Source organism: Candidatus Moraniibacteriota bacterium (assembly GCA_035390125.1).
Taxonomy (GTDB): domain Bacteria; phylum Patescibacteriota; class Minisyncoccia; order Moranbacterales; family GWC2-37-73; genus DAOOTD01.
Genome location: DAOOTD010000002.1, coordinates 244,864 through 263,795, shown reverse-complemented (window position 1 = coordinate 263,795; position 18,932 = coordinate 244,864). Strand labels below are relative to the sequence as shown.

At 34.1% G+C, this 18,932-nt stretch carries 31 protein-coding genes; 2 read left to right on the top strand and 29 right to left on the bottom strand.

Annotated elements, in window-relative coordinates; all coding sequences use genetic code 11:
* Positions 1-10: 10 nt before the first annotated feature.
* The 22 genes from secY to tuf all read right to left on the bottom strand — a co-directional run bounded on the left by secY (position 11) and on the right by tuf (position 12,182).
* On the bottom strand, positions 11-1,282 hold the full coding sequence (secY, locus tag PLR68_03300; protein HOW60746.1) for a preprotein translocase subunit SecY: 1,272 nt from the start codon (positions 1,280-1,282) through the stop codon (positions 11-13).
* A 66-nt stretch (positions 1,283-1,348) separates the two neighbouring features.
* Entirely contained in the window at positions 1,349-1,795 is a 447-nt protein-coding gene (gene rplO, locus PLR68_03295; protein HOW60745.1) for a 50S ribosomal protein L15, read from the bottom strand.
* Between the two features lie 21 nt (positions 1,796-1,816).
* A complete protein-coding gene (gene rpsE, locus PLR68_03290; protein ID HOW60744.1) occupies positions 1,817-2,317 on the bottom strand; it encodes a 30S ribosomal protein S5 in 501 nt (166 codons plus the stop codon).
* Between the two features lie 32 nt (positions 2,318-2,349).
* A complete protein-coding gene (rplR, locus tag PLR68_03285) occupies positions 2,350-2,700 on the bottom strand; it encodes a 50S ribosomal protein L18 (GenBank protein ID HOW60743.1) in 351 nt (116 codons plus the stop codon).
* 22 nt (positions 2,701-2,722) lie between these two features.
* Positions 2,723-3,259, bottom strand: a complete 537-nt coding sequence (rplF, locus tag PLR68_03280) for a 50S ribosomal protein L6 (protein ID HOW60742.1) — start codon at positions 3,257-3,259, stop codon at positions 2,723-2,725.
* Positions 3,260-3,281: 22 nt separating this feature from the next.
* Positions 3,282-3,686 carry a 30S ribosomal protein S8 gene (gene rpsH, locus PLR68_03275; protein HOW60741.1) on the bottom strand — a complete coding sequence of 135 codons (405 nt, stop codon included), beginning with the start codon at positions 3,684-3,686 and terminating at the stop codon, positions 3,282-3,284.
* Between the two features lie 67 nt (positions 3,687-3,753).
* Positions 3,754-3,939, bottom strand: coding sequence for a type Z 30S ribosomal protein S14 (locus tag PLR68_03270; protein ID HOW60740.1), 186 nt, complete (start codon positions 3,937-3,939; stop codon positions 3,754-3,756).
* Positions 3,940-3,953: 14 nt separating this feature from the next.
* Entirely contained in the window at positions 3,954-4,505 is a 552-nt protein-coding gene (gene rplE / locus PLR68_03265; GenBank protein HOW60739.1) for a 50S ribosomal protein L5, read from the bottom strand.
* Between the two features lie 15 nt (positions 4,506-4,520).
* Positions 4,521-4,826, bottom strand: coding sequence for a 50S ribosomal protein L24 (gene rplX / locus PLR68_03260; protein HOW60738.1), 306 nt, complete (start codon positions 4,824-4,826; stop codon positions 4,521-4,523).
* A 28-nt stretch (positions 4,827-4,854) separates the two neighbouring features.
* The gene (rplN, locus tag PLR68_03255; protein ID HOW60737.1) at positions 4,855-5,220 is read right to left on the bottom strand and encodes a 50S ribosomal protein L14; all 366 of its coding nucleotides are present in this window, start codon (positions 5,218-5,220) and stop codon (positions 4,855-4,857) included.
* A gap of 42 nt (positions 5,221-5,262) precedes the next feature.
* Positions 5,263-5,493 (bottom strand): 30S ribosomal protein S17, encoded by a 231-nt coding sequence (gene rpsQ, locus PLR68_03250; protein HOW60736.1) that lies wholly within the window; start codon positions 5,491-5,493, stop codon positions 5,263-5,265.
* Positions 5,494-5,509: 16 nt separating this feature from the next.
* The gene (gene rpmC / locus PLR68_03245) at positions 5,510-5,698 is read right to left on the bottom strand and encodes a 50S ribosomal protein L29 (protein ID HOW60735.1); all 189 of its coding nucleotides are present in this window, start codon (positions 5,696-5,698) and stop codon (positions 5,510-5,512) included.
* 1 nt (position 5,699) lies between these two features.
* Positions 5,700-6,113, bottom strand: coding sequence for a 50S ribosomal protein L16 (gene rplP / locus PLR68_03240; GenBank protein ID HOW60734.1), 414 nt, complete (start codon positions 6,111-6,113; stop codon positions 5,700-5,702).
* A gap of 64 nt (positions 6,114-6,177) precedes the next feature.
* Entirely contained in the window at positions 6,178-6,825 is a 648-nt protein-coding gene (rpsC, locus tag PLR68_03235; GenBank protein HOW60733.1) for a 30S ribosomal protein S3, read from the bottom strand.
* Positions 6,826-6,926: 101 nt separating this feature from the next.
* Entirely contained in the window at positions 6,927-7,505 is a 579-nt protein-coding gene (gene rplV, locus PLR68_03230) for a 50S ribosomal protein L22 (protein HOW60732.1), read from the bottom strand.
* A gap of 27 nt (positions 7,506-7,532) precedes the next feature.
* Entirely contained in the window at positions 7,533-7,883 is a 351-nt protein-coding gene (rpsS, locus tag PLR68_03225) for a 30S ribosomal protein S19 (protein ID HOW60731.1), read from the bottom strand.
* Between the two features lie 21 nt (positions 7,884-7,904).
* Positions 7,905-8,735, bottom strand: a complete 831-nt coding sequence (gene rplB, locus PLR68_03220) for a 50S ribosomal protein L2 (GenBank protein ID HOW60730.1) — start codon at positions 8,733-8,735, stop codon at positions 7,905-7,907.
* A gap of 7 nt (positions 8,736-8,742) precedes the next feature.
* Complete coding sequence (rplW, locus tag PLR68_03215) at positions 8,743-9,105, bottom strand: 50S ribosomal protein L23 (protein ID HOW60729.1); 363 nt, start codon at positions 9,103-9,105, stop codon at positions 8,743-8,745.
* A gap of 12 nt (positions 9,106-9,117) precedes the next feature.
* A complete protein-coding gene (gene rplD, locus PLR68_03210; GenBank protein ID HOW60728.1) occupies positions 9,118-9,747 on the bottom strand; it encodes a 50S ribosomal protein L4 in 630 nt (209 codons plus the stop codon).
* Between the two features lie 20 nt (positions 9,748-9,767).
* Positions 9,768-10,331, bottom strand: coding sequence for a 50S ribosomal protein L3 (gene rplC / locus PLR68_03205; protein HOW60727.1), 564 nt, complete (start codon positions 10,329-10,331; stop codon positions 9,768-9,770).
* A 172-nt stretch (positions 10,332-10,503) separates the two neighbouring features.
* Positions 10,504-10,839, bottom strand: coding sequence for a 30S ribosomal protein S10 (gene rpsJ / locus PLR68_03200; GenBank protein HOW60726.1), 336 nt, complete (start codon positions 10,837-10,839; stop codon positions 10,504-10,506).
* A gap of 149 nt (positions 10,840-10,988) precedes the next feature.
* Positions 10,989-12,182, bottom strand: coding sequence for an elongation factor Tu (gene tuf, locus PLR68_03195; GenBank protein HOW60725.1), 1,194 nt, complete (start codon positions 12,180-12,182; stop codon positions 10,989-10,991).
* A gap of 379 nt (positions 12,183-12,561) precedes the next feature.
* On the opposite strand from tuf, the gene PLR68_03190 reads away from it, so the two are divergent.
* Positions 12,562-13,029, top strand: coding sequence for a histidine phosphatase family protein (locus PLR68_03190; protein HOW60724.1), 468 nt, complete (start codon positions 12,562-12,564; stop codon positions 13,027-13,029).
* 149 nt (positions 13,030-13,178) lie between these two features.
* On the opposite strand, the gene fusA is transcribed toward PLR68_03190, so the two are convergent.
* The 5 genes from fusA to PLR68_03165 all read right to left on the bottom strand — a co-directional run bounded on the left by fusA (position 13,179) and on the right by PLR68_03165 (position 17,626).
* Entirely contained in the window at positions 13,179-15,254 is a 2,076-nt protein-coding gene (fusA, locus tag PLR68_03185) for an elongation factor G (GenBank protein ID HOW60723.1), read from the bottom strand.
* 47 nt (positions 15,255-15,301) lie between these two features.
* Positions 15,302-15,769 carry a 30S ribosomal protein S7 gene (gene rpsG / locus PLR68_03180; GenBank protein ID HOW60722.1) on the bottom strand — a complete coding sequence of 156 codons (468 nt, stop codon included), beginning with the start codon at positions 15,767-15,769 and terminating at the stop codon, positions 15,302-15,304.
* Between the two features lie 20 nt (positions 15,770-15,789).
* A complete protein-coding gene (gene rpsL / locus PLR68_03175; GenBank protein HOW60721.1) occupies positions 15,790-16,212 on the bottom strand; it encodes a 30S ribosomal protein S12 in 423 nt (140 codons plus the stop codon).
* A gap of 183 nt (positions 16,213-16,395) precedes the next feature.
* On the bottom strand, positions 16,396-16,890 hold the full coding sequence (locus PLR68_03170) for a hypothetical protein (protein ID HOW60720.1): 495 nt from the start codon (positions 16,888-16,890) through the stop codon (positions 16,396-16,398).
* A gap of 37 nt (positions 16,891-16,927) precedes the next feature.
* Complete coding sequence (locus PLR68_03165; protein HOW60719.1) at positions 16,928-17,626, bottom strand: site-2 protease family protein; 699 nt, start codon at positions 17,624-17,626, stop codon at positions 16,928-16,930.
* Between the two features lie 96 nt (positions 17,627-17,722).
* On the opposite strand from PLR68_03165, the gene rpmB reads away from it, so the two are divergent.
* The gene (gene rpmB, locus PLR68_03160; GenBank protein ID HOW60718.1) at positions 17,723-17,896 is read left to right on the top strand and encodes a 50S ribosomal protein L28; all 174 of its coding nucleotides are present in this window, start codon (positions 17,723-17,725) and stop codon (positions 17,894-17,896) included.
* Positions 17,897-17,971: 75 nt separating this feature from the next.
* Here the strand turns inward: rpmB and PLR68_03155 are convergent, their stop codons facing one another.
* Positions 17,972-18,184 (bottom strand): DUF378 domain-containing protein, encoded by a 213-nt coding sequence (locus PLR68_03155; GenBank protein HOW60717.1) that lies wholly within the window; start codon positions 18,182-18,184, stop codon positions 17,972-17,974.
* Between the two features lie 73 nt (positions 18,185-18,257).
* Positions 18,258-18,920: a ribonuclease H-like domain-containing protein gene (locus PLR68_03150; protein HOW60716.1), complete on the bottom strand. Its 663-nt coding sequence runs from the start codon at positions 18,918-18,920 to the stop codon at positions 18,258-18,260.
* Positions 18,921-18,932: the final 12 nt, after the last annotated feature.

Here is an 18,932-nt window from a genome sequence, read left to right as displayed (position 1 = left end):
ATTTTATTTTTTAAAATCCTTCGTAATCTCTCATTACTAACTGACTTTCTATTTGCTTTATTGTCTCTATAACAACTGCTACTACTATAAGTATGCTTGTACCTCCTATCCTGATAAATTGTATATTTGTCAGACCTTGAATAACAAAAGGAAGGACTGCAATTGCTCCTAAAAAAATTGAACCCGTCAGAGTAATACGGTTCATGATTTTATAAAGAAAATCTGCCGTTGTTTTTCCAGGACGTATACCAGGAACGTATCCGCCTTGTTTTTGAAGATTCTCAGAAATCTTAACCGGATCAAACACTACGGCTGTATAAAAATATGTAAACATGACAACTAGCAAAAAATAAAGTCCACCATAAAACCATTGGTTCTGAAAAAGATTATATATGAATTCGGCACTATTAGCGACGAATTGATTATTAACCTTCATCAAAAAAGAGGCTATCATTCCGGGAAAGAGCATTATGGACATAGCGAATATTATTGGAATTACGCCTGCTTGATTTACACGAAGTGGAAGATGCGATTGCACACCTCCATAGGTCTTATCTCCCCTAATTCGTTTTGCATAGGAAACTGGAATATTGCGTTGCCCTTCCGTAACCATAACTATCCCAGCTATAGTTATAAGAGTTGCTATTAAAAGAGCAGCATATATAAAAATTTGAGTTGAATCAAAAGTCAGTAATACTTGTGAAAAACCAGATGGTAATGAGCTTACGATTCCGGCAAATATTATGAGCGACACTCCATTGCCTATTCCTTTTTCGGTTATAAGTTCACCGAGCCACATAAGTAAAATTGTACCAGCTGTAGCTACTATAACAATAGTTGCAACATCATAAACAGATGTCACCTGAAGGACATTTTGTGAACGCAGAAGCGTAATCATGCTGAATGTCTGCAATGCTGCCAATGGAACAGTAAACCATCTCGTCCACATATTAAACTTTTGCCTTCCTGCCTCGCCTTCTTCTTTATACATTTGTTCAATGCGAGGAACTACCATAGTTAAAAGCTGCATAATGATTGAAGCTGTAATATATGGACCAACTCCAAGCATAACAATAGATATATTCGAAAGACCTCCTCCTGAAAATATATTCAGCATTCCGAGAAGCTGATTGCTTTCGAAAAGACTGCGCAATTGATCAACATTAACTCCTGGTAGAGGAATGTTTGCTGCAATTCTAAAAATAACAAGAATAACCAATATAAAAAATATCTTATTTCTAAGTTCTCGTACTTTGAAAATTTGCGTTATTTTTTCTAACATAAGAAAGATTTTAAATCCCCTTTATGAATTAGTTTTTTCTCTTAAAGTTGTCAATTAGCTAAAAAATTATTTTTCTGAATTTTGTATTTTCCCGCCTGCTTTAATAATAGCATCTTTAGCGGTTTGTGAAAGAAAAATTCCACTTGAAATTGTAAGTTTCTTTTTAATTATTCCTGTAGCCAGAATTTTGACACTATTTTTTTTATCAGATTTTTTTATAAGTTTTGATGATATCAGGCTTTCCATAGAAACTATATCCCCATCCTTAAATGATTTCTCAAGAGCATCGAGTTTCACTACATTTTTTTTAAGACTAACAGATTTAAATCCTCTAACTTTTTTCAAACGCATGATTAAAGAAGATCTTCCTCCTTCAAAAAGTGGATCAATTGGTGCTCCTGACCTTGCTTTTTGACCTTTATTTCCACGACCTGAATATGTTCCTCTTTTACCGCCACGGCCGACCGTTTTTTTAGTCTTGCGTTTTTTAATTTTAAGTTGGTGAATTTGCATAATATTATCCTGAAAAATATTTTATTTATTTTCTTCTTTACTTTCTTTGATTTTTGGTTTTTTTAAACTTTTTAAAGCTGCAACCGTAGCTCTAGCTACATTAAGCTTATTTGAGGTACCAAGAGATTTTGAAACAATGTCTCTTACTCCGGCTAAATCAACTACTGCGCGTACAGCTCCTCCTGCTATTACACCACGTCCCTCTGATACTGGCTTAAGCATAACTTTAGCGCTTCCTAATTTCATTTTAACATCATGAGAAATAGTGTTTCCTGAGAGCTTTACTGTAATAAGTGATTTTTTTGCGTCATTATAAGCTTTTTGAATAGCATCAGAAACATCAGCTCCTTTTGCAACACCAACGCCAACCTTCCCCTTTCTATCACCTATAACTAAGGTTGCACGAAAACGGAATCTGCGTCCTCCTTTTACCACGCGGGTAACGCGAGCCAAATCAAGAAGTTTCTGTTCGAATTCTGGCTTTTCTCGGCGTATATTTTTTTTATTATTTTTCTTATTCATAATATGAACAATTCAATCTTGTTATTTATTGATTAAAATTTTAACCCACCCTCTCTTGCACCTTCTGCTAAAAATCTTATCTTACCATGATATTTATAGCCTGCACGATCATATACCACTGATGTTATCTTAATCTCTATGCATTTTTTTGCTATAAGTTTTCCAACTTCCTTTGCACCATCCATAGTATTTTTAATTTTCTTTATTTCCGAAAGACTTGCACTAGCAAGGGTTTTACCTTTAGCATCATCAATAACTTGCGCATATATCCCGTGCAGACTTTTAAACACAGCTAAACGGGGACGTTCAGCGGTTCCAAAGACTTTTGCCCGAACTCTTTTTTTCCTCTGCAAACGGCTTGATTTTTTTTCTGTCTTTATCATAACTTTCTATACTTTATATTTTTTATTTGGCTGACTTTTTACCTTCTTTTCTGCGTACATATTCTCCAACATATTTAAAACCTTTTCCTTTATAAGGTTCTACTGGTTTAAATGCCCTGATATTTGCCGAGAATTGGCCAACTTTATGCTTGTCTATACCTGATATAGTCATAGTGTTGCCTTCTATCGAAACATCTATGCCTTCAGGCACATCAACTACAACTGGGTGTGAAAATCCTAAGGCTAGATTAATTTTTTTGCCAGCAACTGACATGCGAAAACCAACACCATTTAATTCAAGTTGTTTCTTGAATCCCTTCGACACTCCTTCAATCATATTTTCAATAATTCTAGCTGTTGTTCCCCAAATTGCAGGAGTATCTTTGCTTTTCCCTTCTTTCTCGATAATAACATTATTTTCTACAACTTTAACTGAAACATTGAAATTATGTTCGAATTCAAGAGCACCTTTAGAACCTTTAACAGTAACTAGATTTTTATCTATCGTTACTATTACATCCTGGGGAATAATTAATGGTTTTTTTCCTATTCTACTCATAATTATTATAAATTATATAATCTTACCAAACTTCACAAATTATCTCTCCTCCCAATCCTATTTTTTTGGCATTTTCTCCGGTCATAATCCCTTTTGATGTTGATATCACTGAAATACCATATCCATTTTTAACTCTTTTTATGCCATCTTTTTTAACATAAATCCTTTGGCCCTGGCGGCTAATTCTTTTTATCTCCCTAATGGCAGGGTTTTTTTCAGTGTTAGAAAGCACGTCATATTTTAGAATAATTTTCAACATTGAAAAATTACCTTCAGTCTTTTTTTCAACTGATTCTATAAAATTGCGTTGCTTTAAAATTTCAGCAATAGACATTTTCAACGCTGAAAAAGGAACTAAAACTTCATTATGTTTCGCTCTTTGTGCGTTTCTAATTCTTGTAAGCATGTCTGCTATTGGATCTAACATATTCTTTATTTAATTCAAAATTTAAAACTCAAAAATCTATTATTTATAATATTAATTGCACTTTTTTTTACCAGCTGCTTTTTTTAACTCCCGGCAGTTCTCCTTTACTGGCTAATTCTCTAAAACAAATTCTGCATATATCATAAGCACGAATATATCCATGCTTCCGCCCGCACCGCCAACAACGGCGCACTATGCGTGTTGAAAACTTTGGTTTTTTTTCTGCTCGAGCGTATGTGGATGTCTTAGCCATTTTATTATCCTTTATTAATTATCATTTTTTATGGGAAAACCCAATAATTTAAACAATTCCAGCCCCTCTTTTTGTGAATTTGCATCTGTTGAAATAGTTGTCTGTAATCCAAAAGTATATTTTACTTTTTCAGGAGAAATTTCTGGAAAAATCATATGCTCTTTTATGCCTATATTGAGATTACCACCATTATCAACTGATTTTATATTAATTCCCTGAAAATCTCTTGTTCTCGGAAGAGTTGCACTAACTAATCGATCAATAAATTGCCACATTCTTTTTCCACGTAAAGTCACTTTTACTCCGACTTCCATGCCTTCTCTTACTTTAAAACCAGAAATAGCTTTTTTTGCTTTTACTTTAACAGGCTTCTGTCCTGTAATCGCAGTAATTGAATTTACGACTTCTTCAATTTTATCGTTTTCTTTGGCTATTTTTCCAATTCCAACATTAACAATAACCTTTTTAATCCTAGGCACTGCCATAACATTCTTATATCCGAAATTTTTCTTCATTTCAGATATAGCTTTATTAAAATATTTATCTCTTATTGGAATTATGTTCATATTTTAGAAATAGTATTAAAATTCTTTACTACATTTTTTACAGATACGCAATTTTTTATCATTAACAAACTTATATGAAACTCTGGTTGTTTTCCCACATGCAGGACAAACAAGAATTGCATTCGAAACATCAAAAGGCGCCGGTATTTCCACGCGTTGACCTTTTTCTCCCTGCCTGCGAGGTTTTTGATGCTTTTTTATTATATTCATCTTTTCAACGACAATTTTATTTTCAACAGGAATGGTACGGATAACTTTTCCTTCTTTTCCTTTATCTTTACCTGTTATTTTCTTTACTATATCGCCTTTTTTAATTCTCATATAATTTATATTTTCTTCAATATTATTTTTATAGTACTTCCGGTGCTAATGAAATTATTTTTGTATATCCTTTTTCTCTCAATTCCCTTGTAACTGGTCCGAAGATTCTAGTTCCTTTAGGTTCTTTTCCTTCTAAAATTACGGCAGCATTTTCATCAAAACGTATGTAAGACCCATCTTTTCTGCGTAGTGCCTTTTTCTGACGTACAATAACTGCACGTACTTTTTCTCCTTTTTTAATCATACCCCTTGGTTCTGCTGATTTAACACTGCAAACAATTATATCTCCGATAGAAGCATATCGTCTGCGTGTACCGCCAAGAACCTTAAAGCATTCTATTATTTTAGCTCCAGTGTTGTCAGCTGCTTTTAATCTTGTTTCTGCCTGAATCATATAATTTTATCGAATTTATAATATATTTTTCTTATACAAATGTTATGCTACTATATGACTTTTATCTTTACTTATGGGTTTACATTGGACAAACTCAACTGTATCACCTTTTTTAAATTTATTCTCAGGATCATGAACTTTATATTTTTTCTTTGCTAAATATTTCTTTAAATATTTCGGATGCGTTTTCATGGTACGGACAGCAACAATGATTGTTTTATCCATTTTATCACTAATAACTATTCCTTTTTTCTTGGCTATTTTTTTATCCATATTTGTGATTTCCTTGTTATTTTTCAACTTCTTTTATTATCGTTAATATTTGAGATATATCTTTTCTGATAGTTCTGTATTGCCTATGATTTTTCAATTGTTTGGCGGAAATATCAAACTTAAGCTTAACTACCTGTGATCTTTTTTCCTCAACAAGTTTTTTTAGCTGTTCAATATTCATATTTCTAATTTCTTTGATGTCCATATTATTTATCTTTAACCAAAAATTTCGTTTTTACATTTAGTTTGTGAGATGCTAGACGCATTGCTTCTCTAGCTAAATCTTCTGAAACTCCATCCATTTCAAATAAAACTCTGCCTTGTTTTGTTTTAGCTACAAAATGATCAACACTACCCTTACCTTTACCCATAGGAGTTTCGTCACCCTTTTTTGTCATAGGCTTGTCAGGAAAAATTCTAATCCAAATTTTTCCTCCACGCTTTATGTATCTTGTCATAGCACGACGAGCTGCTTCTATTTGACGGGCGGAAATTAAACCTGAGGTCATTGCTTTAAGCCCAAAACTTCCAAAACTTATCGTATTTCCTTTGGTTGCAACCCCGCGGATGGCTCCGCCTCGGTGTATTTTTCTGTGTTTTACTTTTTTCGGCATTAACATATATTTGCAAACTTATCTAATTTTTAATTGAATTCATCCTAATATATTTATCATTGATTCATAATTACTCACGTTCAAAAATCTCTCCTTTATAAATCCAAACTTTTACTCCAATTGCTCCATATGTTGTAAAAGCAGTCGCTCTAGCAAAATCAATATCAGCCCTAAGTGTGTGTAGCGGCACAGTTCCCCTTGAGAGCCATTCTCTTCTGGACATTTCAGCCCCACCTAAGCGCCCAGATACTTCAATTTTAACTCCTTTAATGTTCTTATTTTTTTCAACCTGATCTAGTGACGATTTTAAAATCCTTCTAAATGGAATTCTTTTTTCTAATTGTTCTGACACATTTTGAGCAACTAAAGAAGCATTTTCTTCAAATTGCCTAACTTCTTGAGCTTCGATTTTTAAATCTATCTTTTTACCGGCAAAAAATTTATCTTTTACGATTTTGATCATATCTCCAATTCCGGTCCCCCCCCTACCTATCAAAACTCCCGGGCGAGATGTTTTGATTATCAAATTTAGAGTATTAGCATTGCGTTCAATTTCAACATCAGCTATTGCAGCTGTTTTCCATTTCTTCATGACAAAACTACGGATCTGAACATCCTCTTTGAGTTTTTTCTTATAATCTTTTCCTGCAAACCATCGTGATTTCCATGTTGTGGTAATCCCGAGGCGCAGACCTGTTGGATTAACTTTATGTCCCATGATTGATTTTCTATACTAATTAATAATTCACACTACTTTAATATTTTCCATATAAAACCTACAACCATACTATTTATTCGTATTTGATTTTTAATCTTTAACTATACTGATTTCCGTTGAAAAACTTTTTTTAAGAAACCTTTTTCCTGTCCTTTTTTTACTGTCTCGCTTTTCGGTAACATCTTTTCTGCAGAAGATTTTTCTGTAGATTTTATTTCTTCATTTTGCCTTTCTTTTTCTTCTTTTTCAAGCCTCTTTTCATTTTCTTCTAGAATTTTCTTTTTTTCTGCCTCACGTTTTGCACGTTCTTTTTCCAATTGTTGCTTAGATTTCCTATTTTTACCCTCTACTCTTTCCTCAATCTCCATTTTAATATGACAAGTGCGCTTTAAAATAAGAGTAGCTCTTCCTTGCGCCCTAGGTAGCCATCTCTTCAGTCTGGAACCTTCTTCTACAGTTATGTTACTTACAAACATATTATCTCTGTCTAAACCAAAATTGTTTTCTGCATTTGCTAATGCGCTAATCAGAAGTTTTTCCAATATTCCGCTTGTTTTTTTAACTACATGCTTAAGTTGAACTAAGGCTGAATTTGAGTCCATACCTATAATACTGCCTGTGACTAGACGTACTTTTCTCGGAGAAATTCTTAAATTTTTTAGCGTTGCCTTAACTTTCATAATATTTTAAAAATTCTAACATCATAATTATTTTTTCCCTTTCCCATTACTTACTGCTTCCTCTTTAGCTGCTTTAGCTGCTTCCTGCACCTTTTGTTTTGCAGCCAGTTCCAATTCTTTCTGCATTTTTCCTCCATGTCTTGTAAACTTACGTGTTGGGGAAAATTCTCCTAGCCTGTGGCCTACCATTTCTTCAGTCACATATACAGATATAAATTCCTTTCCATTATGTACACCAAAGGTATGCCCTATCATTTCAGGTGCAATAACACATGCTCTTGACCATGTCTTAATTATTCCAGCTCCTGGTTTTGCATCAGTAACTTTTTTGAGCAACCTTGGATCTACATATGGACCCTTTTTTAGACTTCGCGACATAATTTATTCAAAAATGAATTCTTATTTTTTAGATCTTCTTTTAACTATAAACTTATTACTATATCTTTTTTTCTTCCTTGTCTTTTTTCCTAATGCTGGTTTTCCCCATGGTGTCTTGGGATATTTAAGTCCTACTCCCTGGCGACCCTCTCCTCCTCCATGCGGATGATCTATGGGATTCATCGCACTTCCTCTGACCGCTGGTCTTTTCCCTTTCCACCTATTTCTTCCGGCTTTTCCAATCCTTTCCGCACTATGTTCAAAATTACTTACTCTTCCGATTGTAGCATAACAATTCTCACTAATTAAACGCACTTCACCTGAAGACATTTTAATTTGAGCCATTTTTCCATCAATAGCCATTAGCATAGCTCCGCTTCCAGCGCTTCTTATAATTTGACCGCCTTTACCTGGCATCAACTCAACGTTTGAAATAATTGTTCCATAGGGTATATTTTTCAATAATGTCCTATTACCCTTTTTTATAGGAGCATTGGCTGATGTTAAAATTTGATCTCCTGCCGATATTTCTTCTGTTGCTAAAATATATCTTTTATCTCCATCTTTATATGAAACTAATGCTATAAGGGAACTTCTATTAGGATCTTTCTCAATAGCCACTATTCTTCCAGAAATATCGAATTTTTGCTGTTTGAAATCAACTAATCTATATCGCCTCTTGTGACCTCCCCCTTGATGTCGGGTGGATATTTTACCATTAGATCTGCCTGATTTTTTAATTATCGGTGAAAGTAAATATTTTTCCGGTTTTTTATCGGTCAAATTATCCGGTTTCACAATCGACATATTTCTCCTTCCGGCTGTATTTTTCTTATATATTTTTATCGCCATATTTTTATTATACTCCTCTAAATAATTCTATTTTAGCTCCTTTTTCTAAAGTTACTATCGCCTTTCTGACAGCAGATTTACTACCTCCATATCTTCCATATGATCTCCATTTAGGCTTTAGATTAACTACGCTAATTTTTTCAACTTTAACTTTATAAAATCCTTCAATTGCATTTTTCACTTGTTTTTTTGTTGCATCTTTAGAAATCCTAAAGGTGTATTTGTTGTCAATAATTCCATTATGAGATTTTTCTGTAATCCAAGGTTCAACAAGAACATTGCGGGCTACTTCTGAATTATCACTAATATAAATATTATTGTTTTTTGCAATAACCTCTTTTGGTTGTTTTTTTTCCTTTTTTTCTGCCATAAAATTTTCTACCTATTTTTTATATTTATCCTCTATATACTTTATTGAATCTTTGCTGACCAGCAAATACTTATTATTCAACAACTCCATAACATTTAAATCCTTAGTCATTATATTTTTGATATTTCTAATATTCCTACTGGCTAATATTAAATCCTTTTCCTTATCTAAAAAACTAACCAATATTTTTCCTTTAATATCTAAATTTTTCAGAGCTTCAGCAAATATTTTTGTTTTATTTTTTTCAATTTTAAAACTGTCAACTGCTATCAAATTGCCATTATTAAGTTTATCACTTATTGAAACACACAGAGCTTTGCTTTTCATTTTTTTGTTCAAAGCTCTCTTAAAATTTCTATCTTTAGTTGGCCCAAAAGAAACGCCTCCACCCTTCATTACAGGATTTCTTTTTTGACCTTGTCTTGCATTTCCAGTACCTTTTTGTCTAAATGGTTTTTTCCCACTTCCAGCCACTTCTCCTTTGCCTTTTGTGTGAGCTATAGAGTTTCTTTGGTTACCTGAAATAATCATAAAAACCTGATGAAGCAATTCATTGTTTAATTTCAAACCAAACACAGCGTCTGAAACTTCCAGATCCTCTATTTTTTTACCTTCTAAATTGTATACTGCAACCTTTGCCATAATTATTGGATATAATACATTTACCCTCTTATTTCAACTATTCTCCCAGAAACACCTGGGATTCCCCCTTTTATTGCCAAAATATTTTTCTCGACATCTATATGCACAATTTTCATATTTTTAACTGTTGCTCTTTTACCTCCAGTTCTTCCCGCCATTCTTTTTCCTTTAATAACATGCTGCGGCTGCTGTGCACCGATTGATCCTGGTGCTCTAAGATCATGCTTGTGACCATGGCTTTTTGGAGCACCTTTGAAACCGTGTCTTTTTACAACACCTTGAAAACCCTTAGCTTTTGAGATTCCGCTGACTTTCACTATGTCACCCACCTGAAAATTTTCTACAGTGATTTTACTACCAACCTCATTCTTAGGATCTTCTTCCAAACGAAATTCCTTGCGATAAACCTTATTTTTGGTTTTTAAAATTTCTAATTGCACTCCATTATAACCATTTTTTTCCTTGTTTTTTAGGACGGAAACTGTATTTGGTTGACACTCAACAAGAGTCACATTTAAAGCTCCTTGATTTTTATCATACAATGTGGTCATTCCTATTTTTTTTCCGAGTATATATTTTGCCATAATTTTCTTTGAATTTTTTTCTAATAAAAAACTAGCTTTTCAGCCAGCATTTGTCGGAATACTTCCGACTTAGCTAGTTGAGTATCCGCCCTAAACGGACTTTAACTAGTTTACAAATAATCGCGAGATTTTAAACAAAATTAAACTGCTTATGCACCCGCAATTACTTGTGTCACATTTTTATTTCAATATCAACTCCCGCAGGCAGATCCAAACTTGTCAGGTTTTCCACAGTTTTCTGGTTAGGATTCCATATATCAATGAGTCTTTTGTGTATTCTCATTTCATATTGATCTCTTGCATCCTTATAAACGAATGTTGATTTATTAACAGTCATTTTATGGATCTCTGTAGGAAGCGGAACAGGACCCGTAATACGAGATCCTGATCTTTCTGCTGTCTCAACAATCTTCCGCGCTGATTGATCAATAACCTTATTATCATACGCTTTGATTTTGATTCTGATCCGATTTGATAATTGTTCTGAATCTGTTTTTTTCCCTACCATCTAATTCTAATAAAATAACAAATTACTTTTTAAAATTATTTCATTTACCCTTTTAAAAAAATATAAAACAATTTTTTCGATAAAAATACTCGCCCGGGGTAAACATTCGCAGACACAATTTTAATTATGTCTGCTTGGTTTATCCAAAACTATTTGATAATTTTTGTCGTTGCACCAGCTCCAACTGTTTTTCCTCCCTCACGAATCGCGAAGCGCATTCCTTCTTCCATAGCCACAGGAGAAATCAATTTTATAGTTAAATGAATAGTGTCTCCAGGCATAACCATCTCAGTTCCTTCTGGCAAAATGACCTCCCCAGTCACATCAGTCGTTCTAACATAAAATTGAGGTTTATAGCCCTTGAAAAATGGAGTATGCCTTCCGCCTTCTTCTTTTGTAAGAATATATACTTCTCCTTCAAACTCAGAATGAGGAGTAATCGAACCTGGTTTTGCAAGAACTTGTCCACGCTCAATATCTTCTTTTTTGATCCCCCTTAGTAAAAGTCCGGCGTTGTCTCCAGCCTGTCCTTTATCAAGTGATTTATTAAACATTTCTATTCCAGTCACAACTGTTTTAGCGCTTGGTTTAAGACCAACGATTTCAACTTCTTCATTTATATTTATTGTACCACGTTCAATTCTTCCTGTTACTACTGTTCCGCGACCTTCAATTGAGAAAATATCTTCAATGGGCATCAAAAATGGTTTCTCAGTATCGCGAACAGGATCTGGTATTTGCGCATCTAAAGCATCAATTAGGTCAAATATTGGCTTAGCATCAGCGTCATCAACTGATTTAGTTTCAAGAGCTTTAATAGCTGAACCACGTATAATAGCAGCATTTTCCCCGTCAAATTCCTGTTTAGTTAGAAGTTCACGAATTTCTGCTTCAACTAAATCAACTAACTCAGGATCATCTACCATATCAACTTTATTTATAAAAACAACAATTGCAGGCACACCTACTTGGCGAGCAAGTAAAATATGCTCTCTCGTCTGAGGCATAGGTCCATCAGTTGCGCTAACTACGAGAATAGCACCATCCATTTGAGCTGCTCCGGTAATCATATTTTTAATATAGTCTGCATGCCCAGGACAGTCTACATGAGCATAATGACGTTTATCAGATTCGTATTCGCAGTGGGATGTAGCAATAGTAATTCCACGTTCCCTTTCTTCAGGAGCGTTATCAATTTCATTAACATTTTTTTCCTTGGCAAAACCTTTTAAACTCAGACAATGAAGAATGGCCGCGGTAAGAGTAGTCTTTCCGTGGTCAACATGTCCGATTGTCCCCACATTTACATGAGGTTTTGAGCGATCAAATTTTTCTGCTGCCATAATATTTTTTTCGCTAACGCTTAGGGTTTTAATAGCCCTCACGTTGCGTAATTAATTAAGATAATTTATTTTAAATTTTATTTATTTACTATATAATAAATTTCTTTTTTAAGCAAACACAAAAATTCCTTTTAAGGAAAATTCGATACATGATTCATTCTACACTACTATAAAATCTTGTCAAGAGAAAAAGCTGCATTTAAAGCCCTGCTTTTCATAATATTTGTTTTTGCCTTAAAAAAGCCTTTTTTATGTTTACATTGGTACGTGCTATTTTTAGAACAATTGCTTTAGTAATATCTTTACACATACCTATTTGACATTAACAAAATATTTTATTTTACTTATTATAGTACCAAAAAAAATAAAGGAGGGTTTTATGGAAAAAAGCGATACTGTTTTTATAGCAATACGACATGGGAGTTATGATGACAGTAGAAATTTAAGTGAAAGGGGTCGGGAACAGATGATAAAAGTTGCTCAGCAAATAAAAGAAATGAATGTTAATAATTTTCCTGTGACCCTTATTTGTTCAACGGCGCCAAGAGCCCAACAGGGAGGGCAACTTATTGCAGAAGAACTGGGTATTCCTGCTGCAATGGTAATTTTTAAAGAGTGCCTCTGGGAAGACAATGGCCATTTCCCAAATATTGATGAGGTCAAAAAACTTCTGGACGAAAATCTTCGTGAAAATACTATTCTTCTCGGAATATCACATCTTGACCTCGTTCCGGCACTAGCTTCTCATGTAGCAAAAAAATTTGGTCATAAAGGTTATTTAAGTGAAACAAGCTATGGTCAGGGATGGCTTGTAAGCAAAGCGATTTATCACCCATTTCCCAAGTGATAAAAAAGGCTTTATTGTTAAATACTTATAAAGAACAAAATTAAAAAGGAGCACAAATAATTGTGTTCCTTTTTCTATATTCAAAAAGTCATGATTTTTTACTTTAAAAAACAACCTCATGTGAAGTTGCTTTTATGAAATATTTAAGTTTATTTCTTCGTGATTATCCCCTCAGCTACATTTTTTGGGACTTCACTGTAGCGTGAAAATTCCATGTAGTAACTGGCTCGTCCCTGAGTCATGCTTCTCATTTGTGTTGCATATCCAAACATATTTGCCAATGGAACCTCTGATTCAATTTCTTTAACTCTCGCATTACCTTCTCCACGATCATTGATCTCTTTTATCATTCCCCTTCGTGAGTTTATGTCTCCTACTACATCTCCCATGAATTGTTCTGGCGTTGTAACTACAACTTTCATAATTGGCTCTAAGATAACTGGATTAGCTCTTTTTACAGCTTCTTGCACAGCCATAGACCCAGCAATTTTAAAAGCTGCTTCAGAAGAATCGACTTCATGGAAAGATCCGTCATATAATGTAACTTTAACATCTACCATTGGATAACCAGCTAAGACTCCATTTTCTAAAGCTTCTTTAACTCCAGCATTAACTGGCTTAATATATTCTTGGGGAATAACTCCACCTTTGATTTCATCAACAAATTCATAACCCTTACCTGGTTCTTGCGGTTCAACTTTTAGCCAGCAATGACCATATTGTCCACGTCCTCCAGATTGACGAATATATTTTCCTTCCGCCTGCGCTTCTGTTTTAATCGTTTCCCTATAAGCAACTTGCGGCTGACCGATATTGGCTTCAACATTAAATTCCCGTTTCATGCGATCAATAATGATATCTAGGTGAAGTTCTCCCATTCCAGAGATAATTGTCTGTCCGCTTTCTTCATCAGTTCTAAGACGTAGGGTTGGATCTTCACCGGCCAATTTTCTGAGAGCCATTCCCATTTTCTCCTGATCAGCTTTAGTTTTTGGTTCAACAGCAATATCAATAACTGGTTCTGGAAAAGTAATATTTTCCAATATAATCTGGTTTTGTTCATCGCAAAGAGTATCTCCGGTTGTCGTATTTTTGAGTCCAACAAGCGCGCCGATTCCACCCGCAGAAATTTCCTGAATTTCTTCGCGGTGATTAGCATGCATCTGCAGTATGCGTCCGATCCTTTCTTTTTCTCCTTTGGTTGAATTTATAACATATGACCCAGCCTTTAATGTTCCTGAATAAACACGGAAGAAAGTCAGCTGACCCACGAAAGGATCTGTAGCAATTTTAAAAGCTAAAGCTGAAAATGGTTCACTGTTATCGGCTTTTCTTTCAATTTCTATTCCATCTTTCGGACTATTCCCCTTAACTGGAGGAATATCAATAGGTGATGGCAAATATTCTACAACTGCATCTAGAACTAACTGAACCCCCTTGTTACGAAGAGCTGTTCCTGTAAGCACAGGTACAATTTTTACGTCAATAACCGCTTTGCGAAGCGCCGTCTTGAGTTCTTCAATAGAAATTTCTTCTCCATTCAGATATTTTTCAGTTAGCGCATCATCTGTTTCTGAAATTTTTTCAATCATCTTTTCTCGCATTTCTTTGGCTTTTTCCAAAAGCTCTGCTGGAACTTCATTCTCTACAACTTTTTCTCCCATATTACCTTCGAATGTGTAGGATTTCATTTTGATAAGATCAACAACACCACTAAATTCACTTCTTTCTCCGATCGGAATTTGAATGGCTACTGCATTCGGAGTCAAACGATTCCAGATTGATTTCATGACAAAATTAAAATCAGCCCCTTCCTTATCAATCTTATTTACGAAACACATGCGCGGGACATGATATTTGTCAGCTTGGCGCCAAACAGTTTCAGATTGTGGTTCTACTCCTTCTTTTCCGTCAAAAATAACCACTGCGCCATCAAGCACCCGCAGCGATCTTTCTACTTCAACTGTAAAATCCACATGTCCGGGAGTATCAATTATATTAATTTGATGCTCTTTCCAGAAACAAGTCGTAGCCGCACTGGTAATTGTAATTCCACGTTCGCGTTCCTGTTCCATCCAGTCCATTGTTGCTTCACCCTCATGTACTTCTCCGATTTTATGAGTAATTCCAGTATAAAATAAAATACGCTCTGTGGTTGTTGTTTTCCCGCCGTCTATGTGAGCTATAATACCTATATTTCTCAGTTTAGAAATGTCCTTGGCCATACTTAATTAACTTTTACTTTTATATTAAAAAAGTTCTTGTATAAAAATTATGCAAAATGAGCAAAAGCTTTGTTGGCTTCAGCCATTCTGTGCGTATCGTCACGCTTTTTTATTGCACTTCCAACTTTATTTGATGCATCAATAAGTTCATCAGCCAATTTTTCTGCCATTTTTTTACCTTTACGTGAACGTACAGCAGTCAATATCCAGCGAATTGCAAGAGTTTGCCTTCTTTCTCCGCTAACCTGTATTGGCACTTGATAATTTGCTCCTCCTATTCTTTTTGATTTAAGCTCTAAAAGTGGCGAAACGTTTTTAATTGCCTGTTCAAAAATATTAAGTCCGCCCTTTTTAGTTCGATCATGAATAATATCAAAGCAATCGTAAATAATTTTTTCAGCAATATTACGCTTTCCATTTTTCACTAAATTGCCTATAAAACGACCCACTAAAATATTTCCATATCTTGAGTCCGCTTTCCACTTTTTCTGAAATGTTCTTTTTCTTCTTGCCATTTTCTTCTTAAATTAAAATATTATTCAGCTTTTATTTTTGGTTTTTTAGTTCCATATTTACTACGGCTTCTGTTTCTTTTATCTGTTCCGGCACTATCAAGTACTCCGCGAACAATATGATAACGCACTCCAGAAAGATCTTTAACGCGTCCTCCTCGAATCATAACAATTGAATGCTCTTGGAGATTATGTCCAATTCCTGGAATGTATGCTGTTACTTCCATGCCATTTGTAAGTTTTACGCGAGCTATTTTTCGAAGCGCTGAATTTGGCTTTTTAGGTGTTGTAGTACCAACCTTAATGCAAACTCCGCGCTTAAAAGGATTGACTGTTTTTTTTGGTTTATTTTTAAGCGTGTTAAAAGTCATCATTATAGCAGGTGATTTTGTTTTTTTGGATGTAGATTTCCTTTTTTTCTTCATTAACTGATTTATTGTTGGCATATTCTAAAAAATCAAAAACTTAAAGTTTAAAAATTAAAACCTAGGTGCTACAAGTAGCATCTTCGTCTTATATAAAAACGGCTTTTTGAATAGCAAAATTATAATAAACGATATTTTAAAACGTGTCAATATTAAAATAAAACGGGATGCCCACTTAAAAGACATCCCTATTAATTATTTAAATTAACGAAGAAAGCGAGGACTGGCGAATTTAACTTTAATATCGAGAAAATTAAGATTTTCATCCCGAAATATTGTTCCGGTCAAATATTCTCCAGCAAGAATCCCAGGAACCCAAAACTCATCCCCTTTGATCATTTTATGAATAGGAAGATTCCTAAAGGAAAACCATTTTGGGTGCATTTCTTCAGTGCACTTACCTCCTCCTGAAAATTTATCAATGGTATAGACATGAAGTGTTTTTGGTTCTTTTCCTTTTATATCAATAAAAAATTTAGCTTTCTTTATAAGATCCGTTTCTTTAGCTATTATTACTGCTTCCTGTTCAAGTTCAAGAATCTGTCTTTGGCAAGGATTCTCATCACCTTCTTCCATATTTCCTCCGAAACCGGAAAATAGATTTTTCCATGGATCTTTTTGTCTTTCTCCGAGCAACACAAATTTTTCGGATACAAAATCAATTATAGGAAAAACAACAACCATTTCTTTGTTTCGCATCACTCCTTCCCTCCTTTTTAATGTACTATTTTTATATTTATATTGCTATACCGAAAAATATATTCAACATAGTATTAATAAAATAACCTAAAGGCGCTGAAAAAATTATAACGCACAAAATTAACAACATAAAACCGTATTGCTCCATCATCATTATAGTTTCTGTCTTAAATGAAAAAATAGTAAAAAGCAGTTTAGAACCATCCAGTGGCGGAAAGGGGATGAGATTAAAAAAGGCTAGAAGCACATTCCAAAAAATTACAATCATTAAAAAAGCGAAAAATATTGAACCAAATGATCCTGAAACTATAGCAGATATTTGTTCCCATGAGGCAGTTTTTACTCCGTTAATTATGGCTGTTTTTACTGCCATGGGAATAAAAATAATCTTAGCTGCAATAGCAGCAACAAGAGCAATAAATATATTTGATCCTGGACCACCCAAGGCTACTGCCAGTGGCCCCCATTTATGATCTTTAAGGTTATATGGATTATAAGGAACAGGCTTTGCCCATCCGAATGCAAAACCTGACATAACAAACATCGCTACAGGAACAATAATTGATCCCCATATATCTACATGCTTAACCGGATTTAAATTTAATCGGCCTGCATATTTTGCAGTAGGATCTCCAAGCCAAAGCGCTACAAAGCCATGAGAAACTTCGTGTATTATTATTGAATACACTAATATTGCAATGTAAAAACCTATAAATATTATAGAATTTAAATCCATATTCTTTCAAATTATACAAATCCACTCTTGCCAAAACCCTTTGTGCATGATACAATGAAATGCGTAACAAATCAAATTATTATTATAAAAAAACATATGAGTCGAGCATGTAATATATGCGGCCGCGGAACAACTTTTGGAAATTCACGAAGCCATTCAAATATAGCTACCCGAAGAAAATTTGCAATCAATATTCAAACTAAAAAAATTGACGGCAAAAAAGTAAAAATTTGTACAAAATGTATAAAAACCAAAAGTAAAAGCAAATAAATATTTCTATTATTTTAAGAAAAATTCCTTCGCTCAGAAGCTTAGGAATTTTTCTTTTTTGGATCCAAAAAACATTTAGTCAGATTTTTTGCCCAACATATTCACTATAAAAATAAAGTATACTCCTGAAAGTCCAACCAGACCATATACAATTCTAGACAATAATGACATACTGCCAAAAATGGCGGCCACTAAGTCAAAACCAAATAAACCTAACAAACCCCAGTTCACAGCCCCTACAATTACAAGCACGAGAGCAACCCAATCCAACACATTTAATTTTTTCATAAATATCACCTCCTCTAGTTTTAATACTTGCAGACAATAATACAAAATATCTATGATTTTATAACAAATTTTCTCAAAATAATGTTTTTGACGTCTTTTCAAAAGTCATTTTTTTGTATATTTCCCGAGCAGTTTCAACATCTCTTTTACAATATTCAAGAATATCATTTATTTTTCCTTGTTTGTAGAATTCAGCAACTTGTGATCCATCAATTCCATCTTTCGGTGAGGGTACGCCAAGTGCTAAAGCCAAATATTCCAAACCAACACCATTATTGCTCCATTTAACCCACTCTTTCATAGTATCGAAAATCGGATAATTTCTGTATCGCGCAAAATTTATTTCATAAGCCGGCTTTACTCCGAGAACTATGGAACGCTGATAAATAAATCTTAGATCGAAATCCATGACGTTATGACCGACAAAAATAAGTCCGTAATCTGGATACTGTACGTTGCGCGGAGCTATACTGAGCGCATTCACTAAATCCCAGAATTCCTGCAATGTCTTTTTTTCATTATTTTCATTGTAAAAATTCTTAGGCTTTTCATCATCCACTGCATAGCCAATGCAAAGTATGCGACCATAAGCGCCGTCAAAACTGGTCTTGACCAGAAAGTCATCGAATTTTTCCTGGCTAAATTCATCATGCTTTTTGTCAAAAAGAATTTTTAAAGTTTCTTTTTTTTCTTCATCTGCTGGTAAGGTTTCAATATCTAAGAATAATTTATGCATATTTTTTATAAA

What these genes read in the sequence shown, in the direction of transcription:
- secY (HOW60746.1), bottom strand. Translation starts at nt 1,282, where the DNA reads ATGTTAGAAAAAATAACGCAAATTTTCAAAGTACGAGAACTTAGAAAT.
- rplO (HOW60745.1), bottom strand. Translation starts at nt 1,795, where the DNA reads ATGCAAATTCACCAACTTAAAATTAAAAAACGCAAGACTAAAAAAACG.
- rpsE (HOW60744.1), bottom strand. Translation starts at nt 2,317, where the DNA reads ATGAATAAGAAAAATAATAAAAAAAATATACGCCGAGAAAAGCCAGAA.
- rplR (HOW60743.1), bottom strand. Translation starts at nt 2,700, where the DNA reads ATGATAAAGACAGAAAAAAAATCAAGCCGTTTGCAGAGGAAAAAAAGA.
- rplF (HOW60742.1), bottom strand. Translation starts at nt 3,259, where the DNA reads ATGAGTAGAATAGGAAAAAAACCATTAATTATTCCCCAGGATGTAATA.
- rpsH (HOW60741.1), bottom strand. Translation starts at nt 3,686, where the DNA reads ATGTTAGATCCAATAGCAGACATGCTTACAAGAATTAGAAACGCACAA.
- PLR68_03270 (HOW60740.1), bottom strand. Translation starts at nt 3,939, where the DNA reads ATGGCTAAGACATCCACATACGCTCGAGCAGAAAAAAAACCAAAGTTT.
- rplE (HOW60739.1), bottom strand. Translation starts at nt 4,505, where the DNA reads ATGAACATAATTCCAATAAGAGATAAATATTTTAATAAAGCTATATCT.
- rplX (HOW60738.1), bottom strand. Translation starts at nt 4,826, where the DNA reads ATGAGAATTAAAAAAGGCGATATAGTAAAGAAAATAACAGGTAAAGAT.
- rplN (HOW60737.1), bottom strand. Translation starts at nt 5,220, where the DNA reads ATGATTCAGGCAGAAACAAGATTAAAAGCAGCTGACAACACTGGAGCT.
- rpsQ (HOW60736.1), bottom strand. Translation starts at nt 5,493, where the DNA reads ATGGATAAAAAAATAGCCAAGAAAAAAGGAATAGTTATTAGTGATAAA.
- rpmC (HOW60735.1), bottom strand. Translation starts at nt 5,698, where the DNA reads ATGGACATCAAAGAAATTAGAAATATGAATATTGAACAGCTAAAAAAA.
- rplP (HOW60734.1), bottom strand. Translation starts at nt 6,113, where the DNA reads ATGTTAATGCCGAAAAAAGTAAAACACAGAAAAATACACCGAGGCGGA.
- rpsC (HOW60733.1), bottom strand. Translation starts at nt 6,825, where the DNA reads ATGGGACATAAAGTTAATCCAACAGGTCTGCGCCTCGGGATTACCACA.
- rplV (HOW60732.1), bottom strand. Translation starts at nt 7,505, where the DNA reads ATGAAAGTTAAGGCAACGCTAAAAAATTTAAGAATTTCTCCGAGAAAA.
- rpsS (HOW60731.1), bottom strand. Translation starts at nt 7,883, where the DNA reads ATGTCGCGAAGTCTAAAAAAGGGTCCATATGTAGATCCAAGGTTGCTC.
- rplB (HOW60730.1), bottom strand. Translation starts at nt 8,735, where the DNA reads ATGGCGATAAAAATATATAAGAAAAATACAGCCGGAAGGAGAAATATG.
- rplW (HOW60729.1), bottom strand. Translation starts at nt 9,105, where the DNA reads ATGGCAGAAAAAAAGGAAAAAAAACAACCAAAAGAGGTTATTGCAAAA.
- rplD (HOW60728.1), bottom strand. Translation starts at nt 9,747, where the DNA reads ATGGCAAAGGTTGCAGTATACAATTTAGAAGGTAAAAAAATAGAGGAT.
- rplC (HOW60727.1), bottom strand. Translation starts at nt 10,331, where the DNA reads ATGGCAAAATATATACTCGGAAAAAAAATAGGAATGACCACATTGTAT.
- rpsJ (HOW60726.1), bottom strand. Translation starts at nt 10,839, where the DNA reads ATGGTAGGGAAAAAAACAGATTCAGAACAATTATCAAATCGGATCAGA.
- tuf (HOW60725.1), bottom strand. Translation starts at nt 12,182, where the DNA reads ATGGCAGCAGAAAAATTTGATCGCTCAAAACCTCATGTAAATGTGGGG.
- PLR68_03190 (HOW60724.1), top strand. Translation starts at nt 12,562, where the DNA reads ATGGAAAAAAGCGATACTGTTTTTATAGCAATACGACATGGGAGTTAT.
- fusA (HOW60723.1), bottom strand. Translation starts at nt 15,254, where the DNA reads ATGGCCAAGGACATTTCTAAACTGAGAAATATAGGTATTATAGCTCAC.
- rpsG (HOW60722.1), bottom strand. Translation starts at nt 15,769, where the DNA reads ATGGCAAGAAGAAAAAGAACATTTCAGAAAAAGTGGAAAGCGGACTCA.
- rpsL (HOW60721.1), bottom strand. Translation starts at nt 16,212, where the DNA reads ATGCCAACAATAAATCAGTTAATGAAGAAAAAAAGGAAATCTACATCC.
- PLR68_03170 (HOW60720.1), bottom strand. Translation starts at nt 16,890, where the DNA reads ATGCGAAACAAAGAAATGGTTGTTGTTTTTCCTATAATTGATTTTGTA.
- PLR68_03165 (HOW60719.1), bottom strand. Translation starts at nt 17,626, where the DNA reads ATGGATTTAAATTCTATAATATTTATAGGTTTTTACATTGCAATATTA.
- rpmB (HOW60718.1), top strand. Translation starts at nt 17,723, where the DNA reads ATGAGTCGAGCATGTAATATATGCGGCCGCGGAACAACTTTTGGAAAT.
- PLR68_03155 (HOW60717.1), bottom strand. Translation starts at nt 18,184, where the DNA reads ATGAAAAAATTAAATGTGTTGGATTGGGTTGCTCTCGTGCTTGTAATT.
- PLR68_03150 (HOW60716.1), bottom strand. Translation starts at nt 18,920, where the DNA reads ATGCATAAATTATTCTTAGATATTGAAACCTTACCAGCAGATGAAGAA.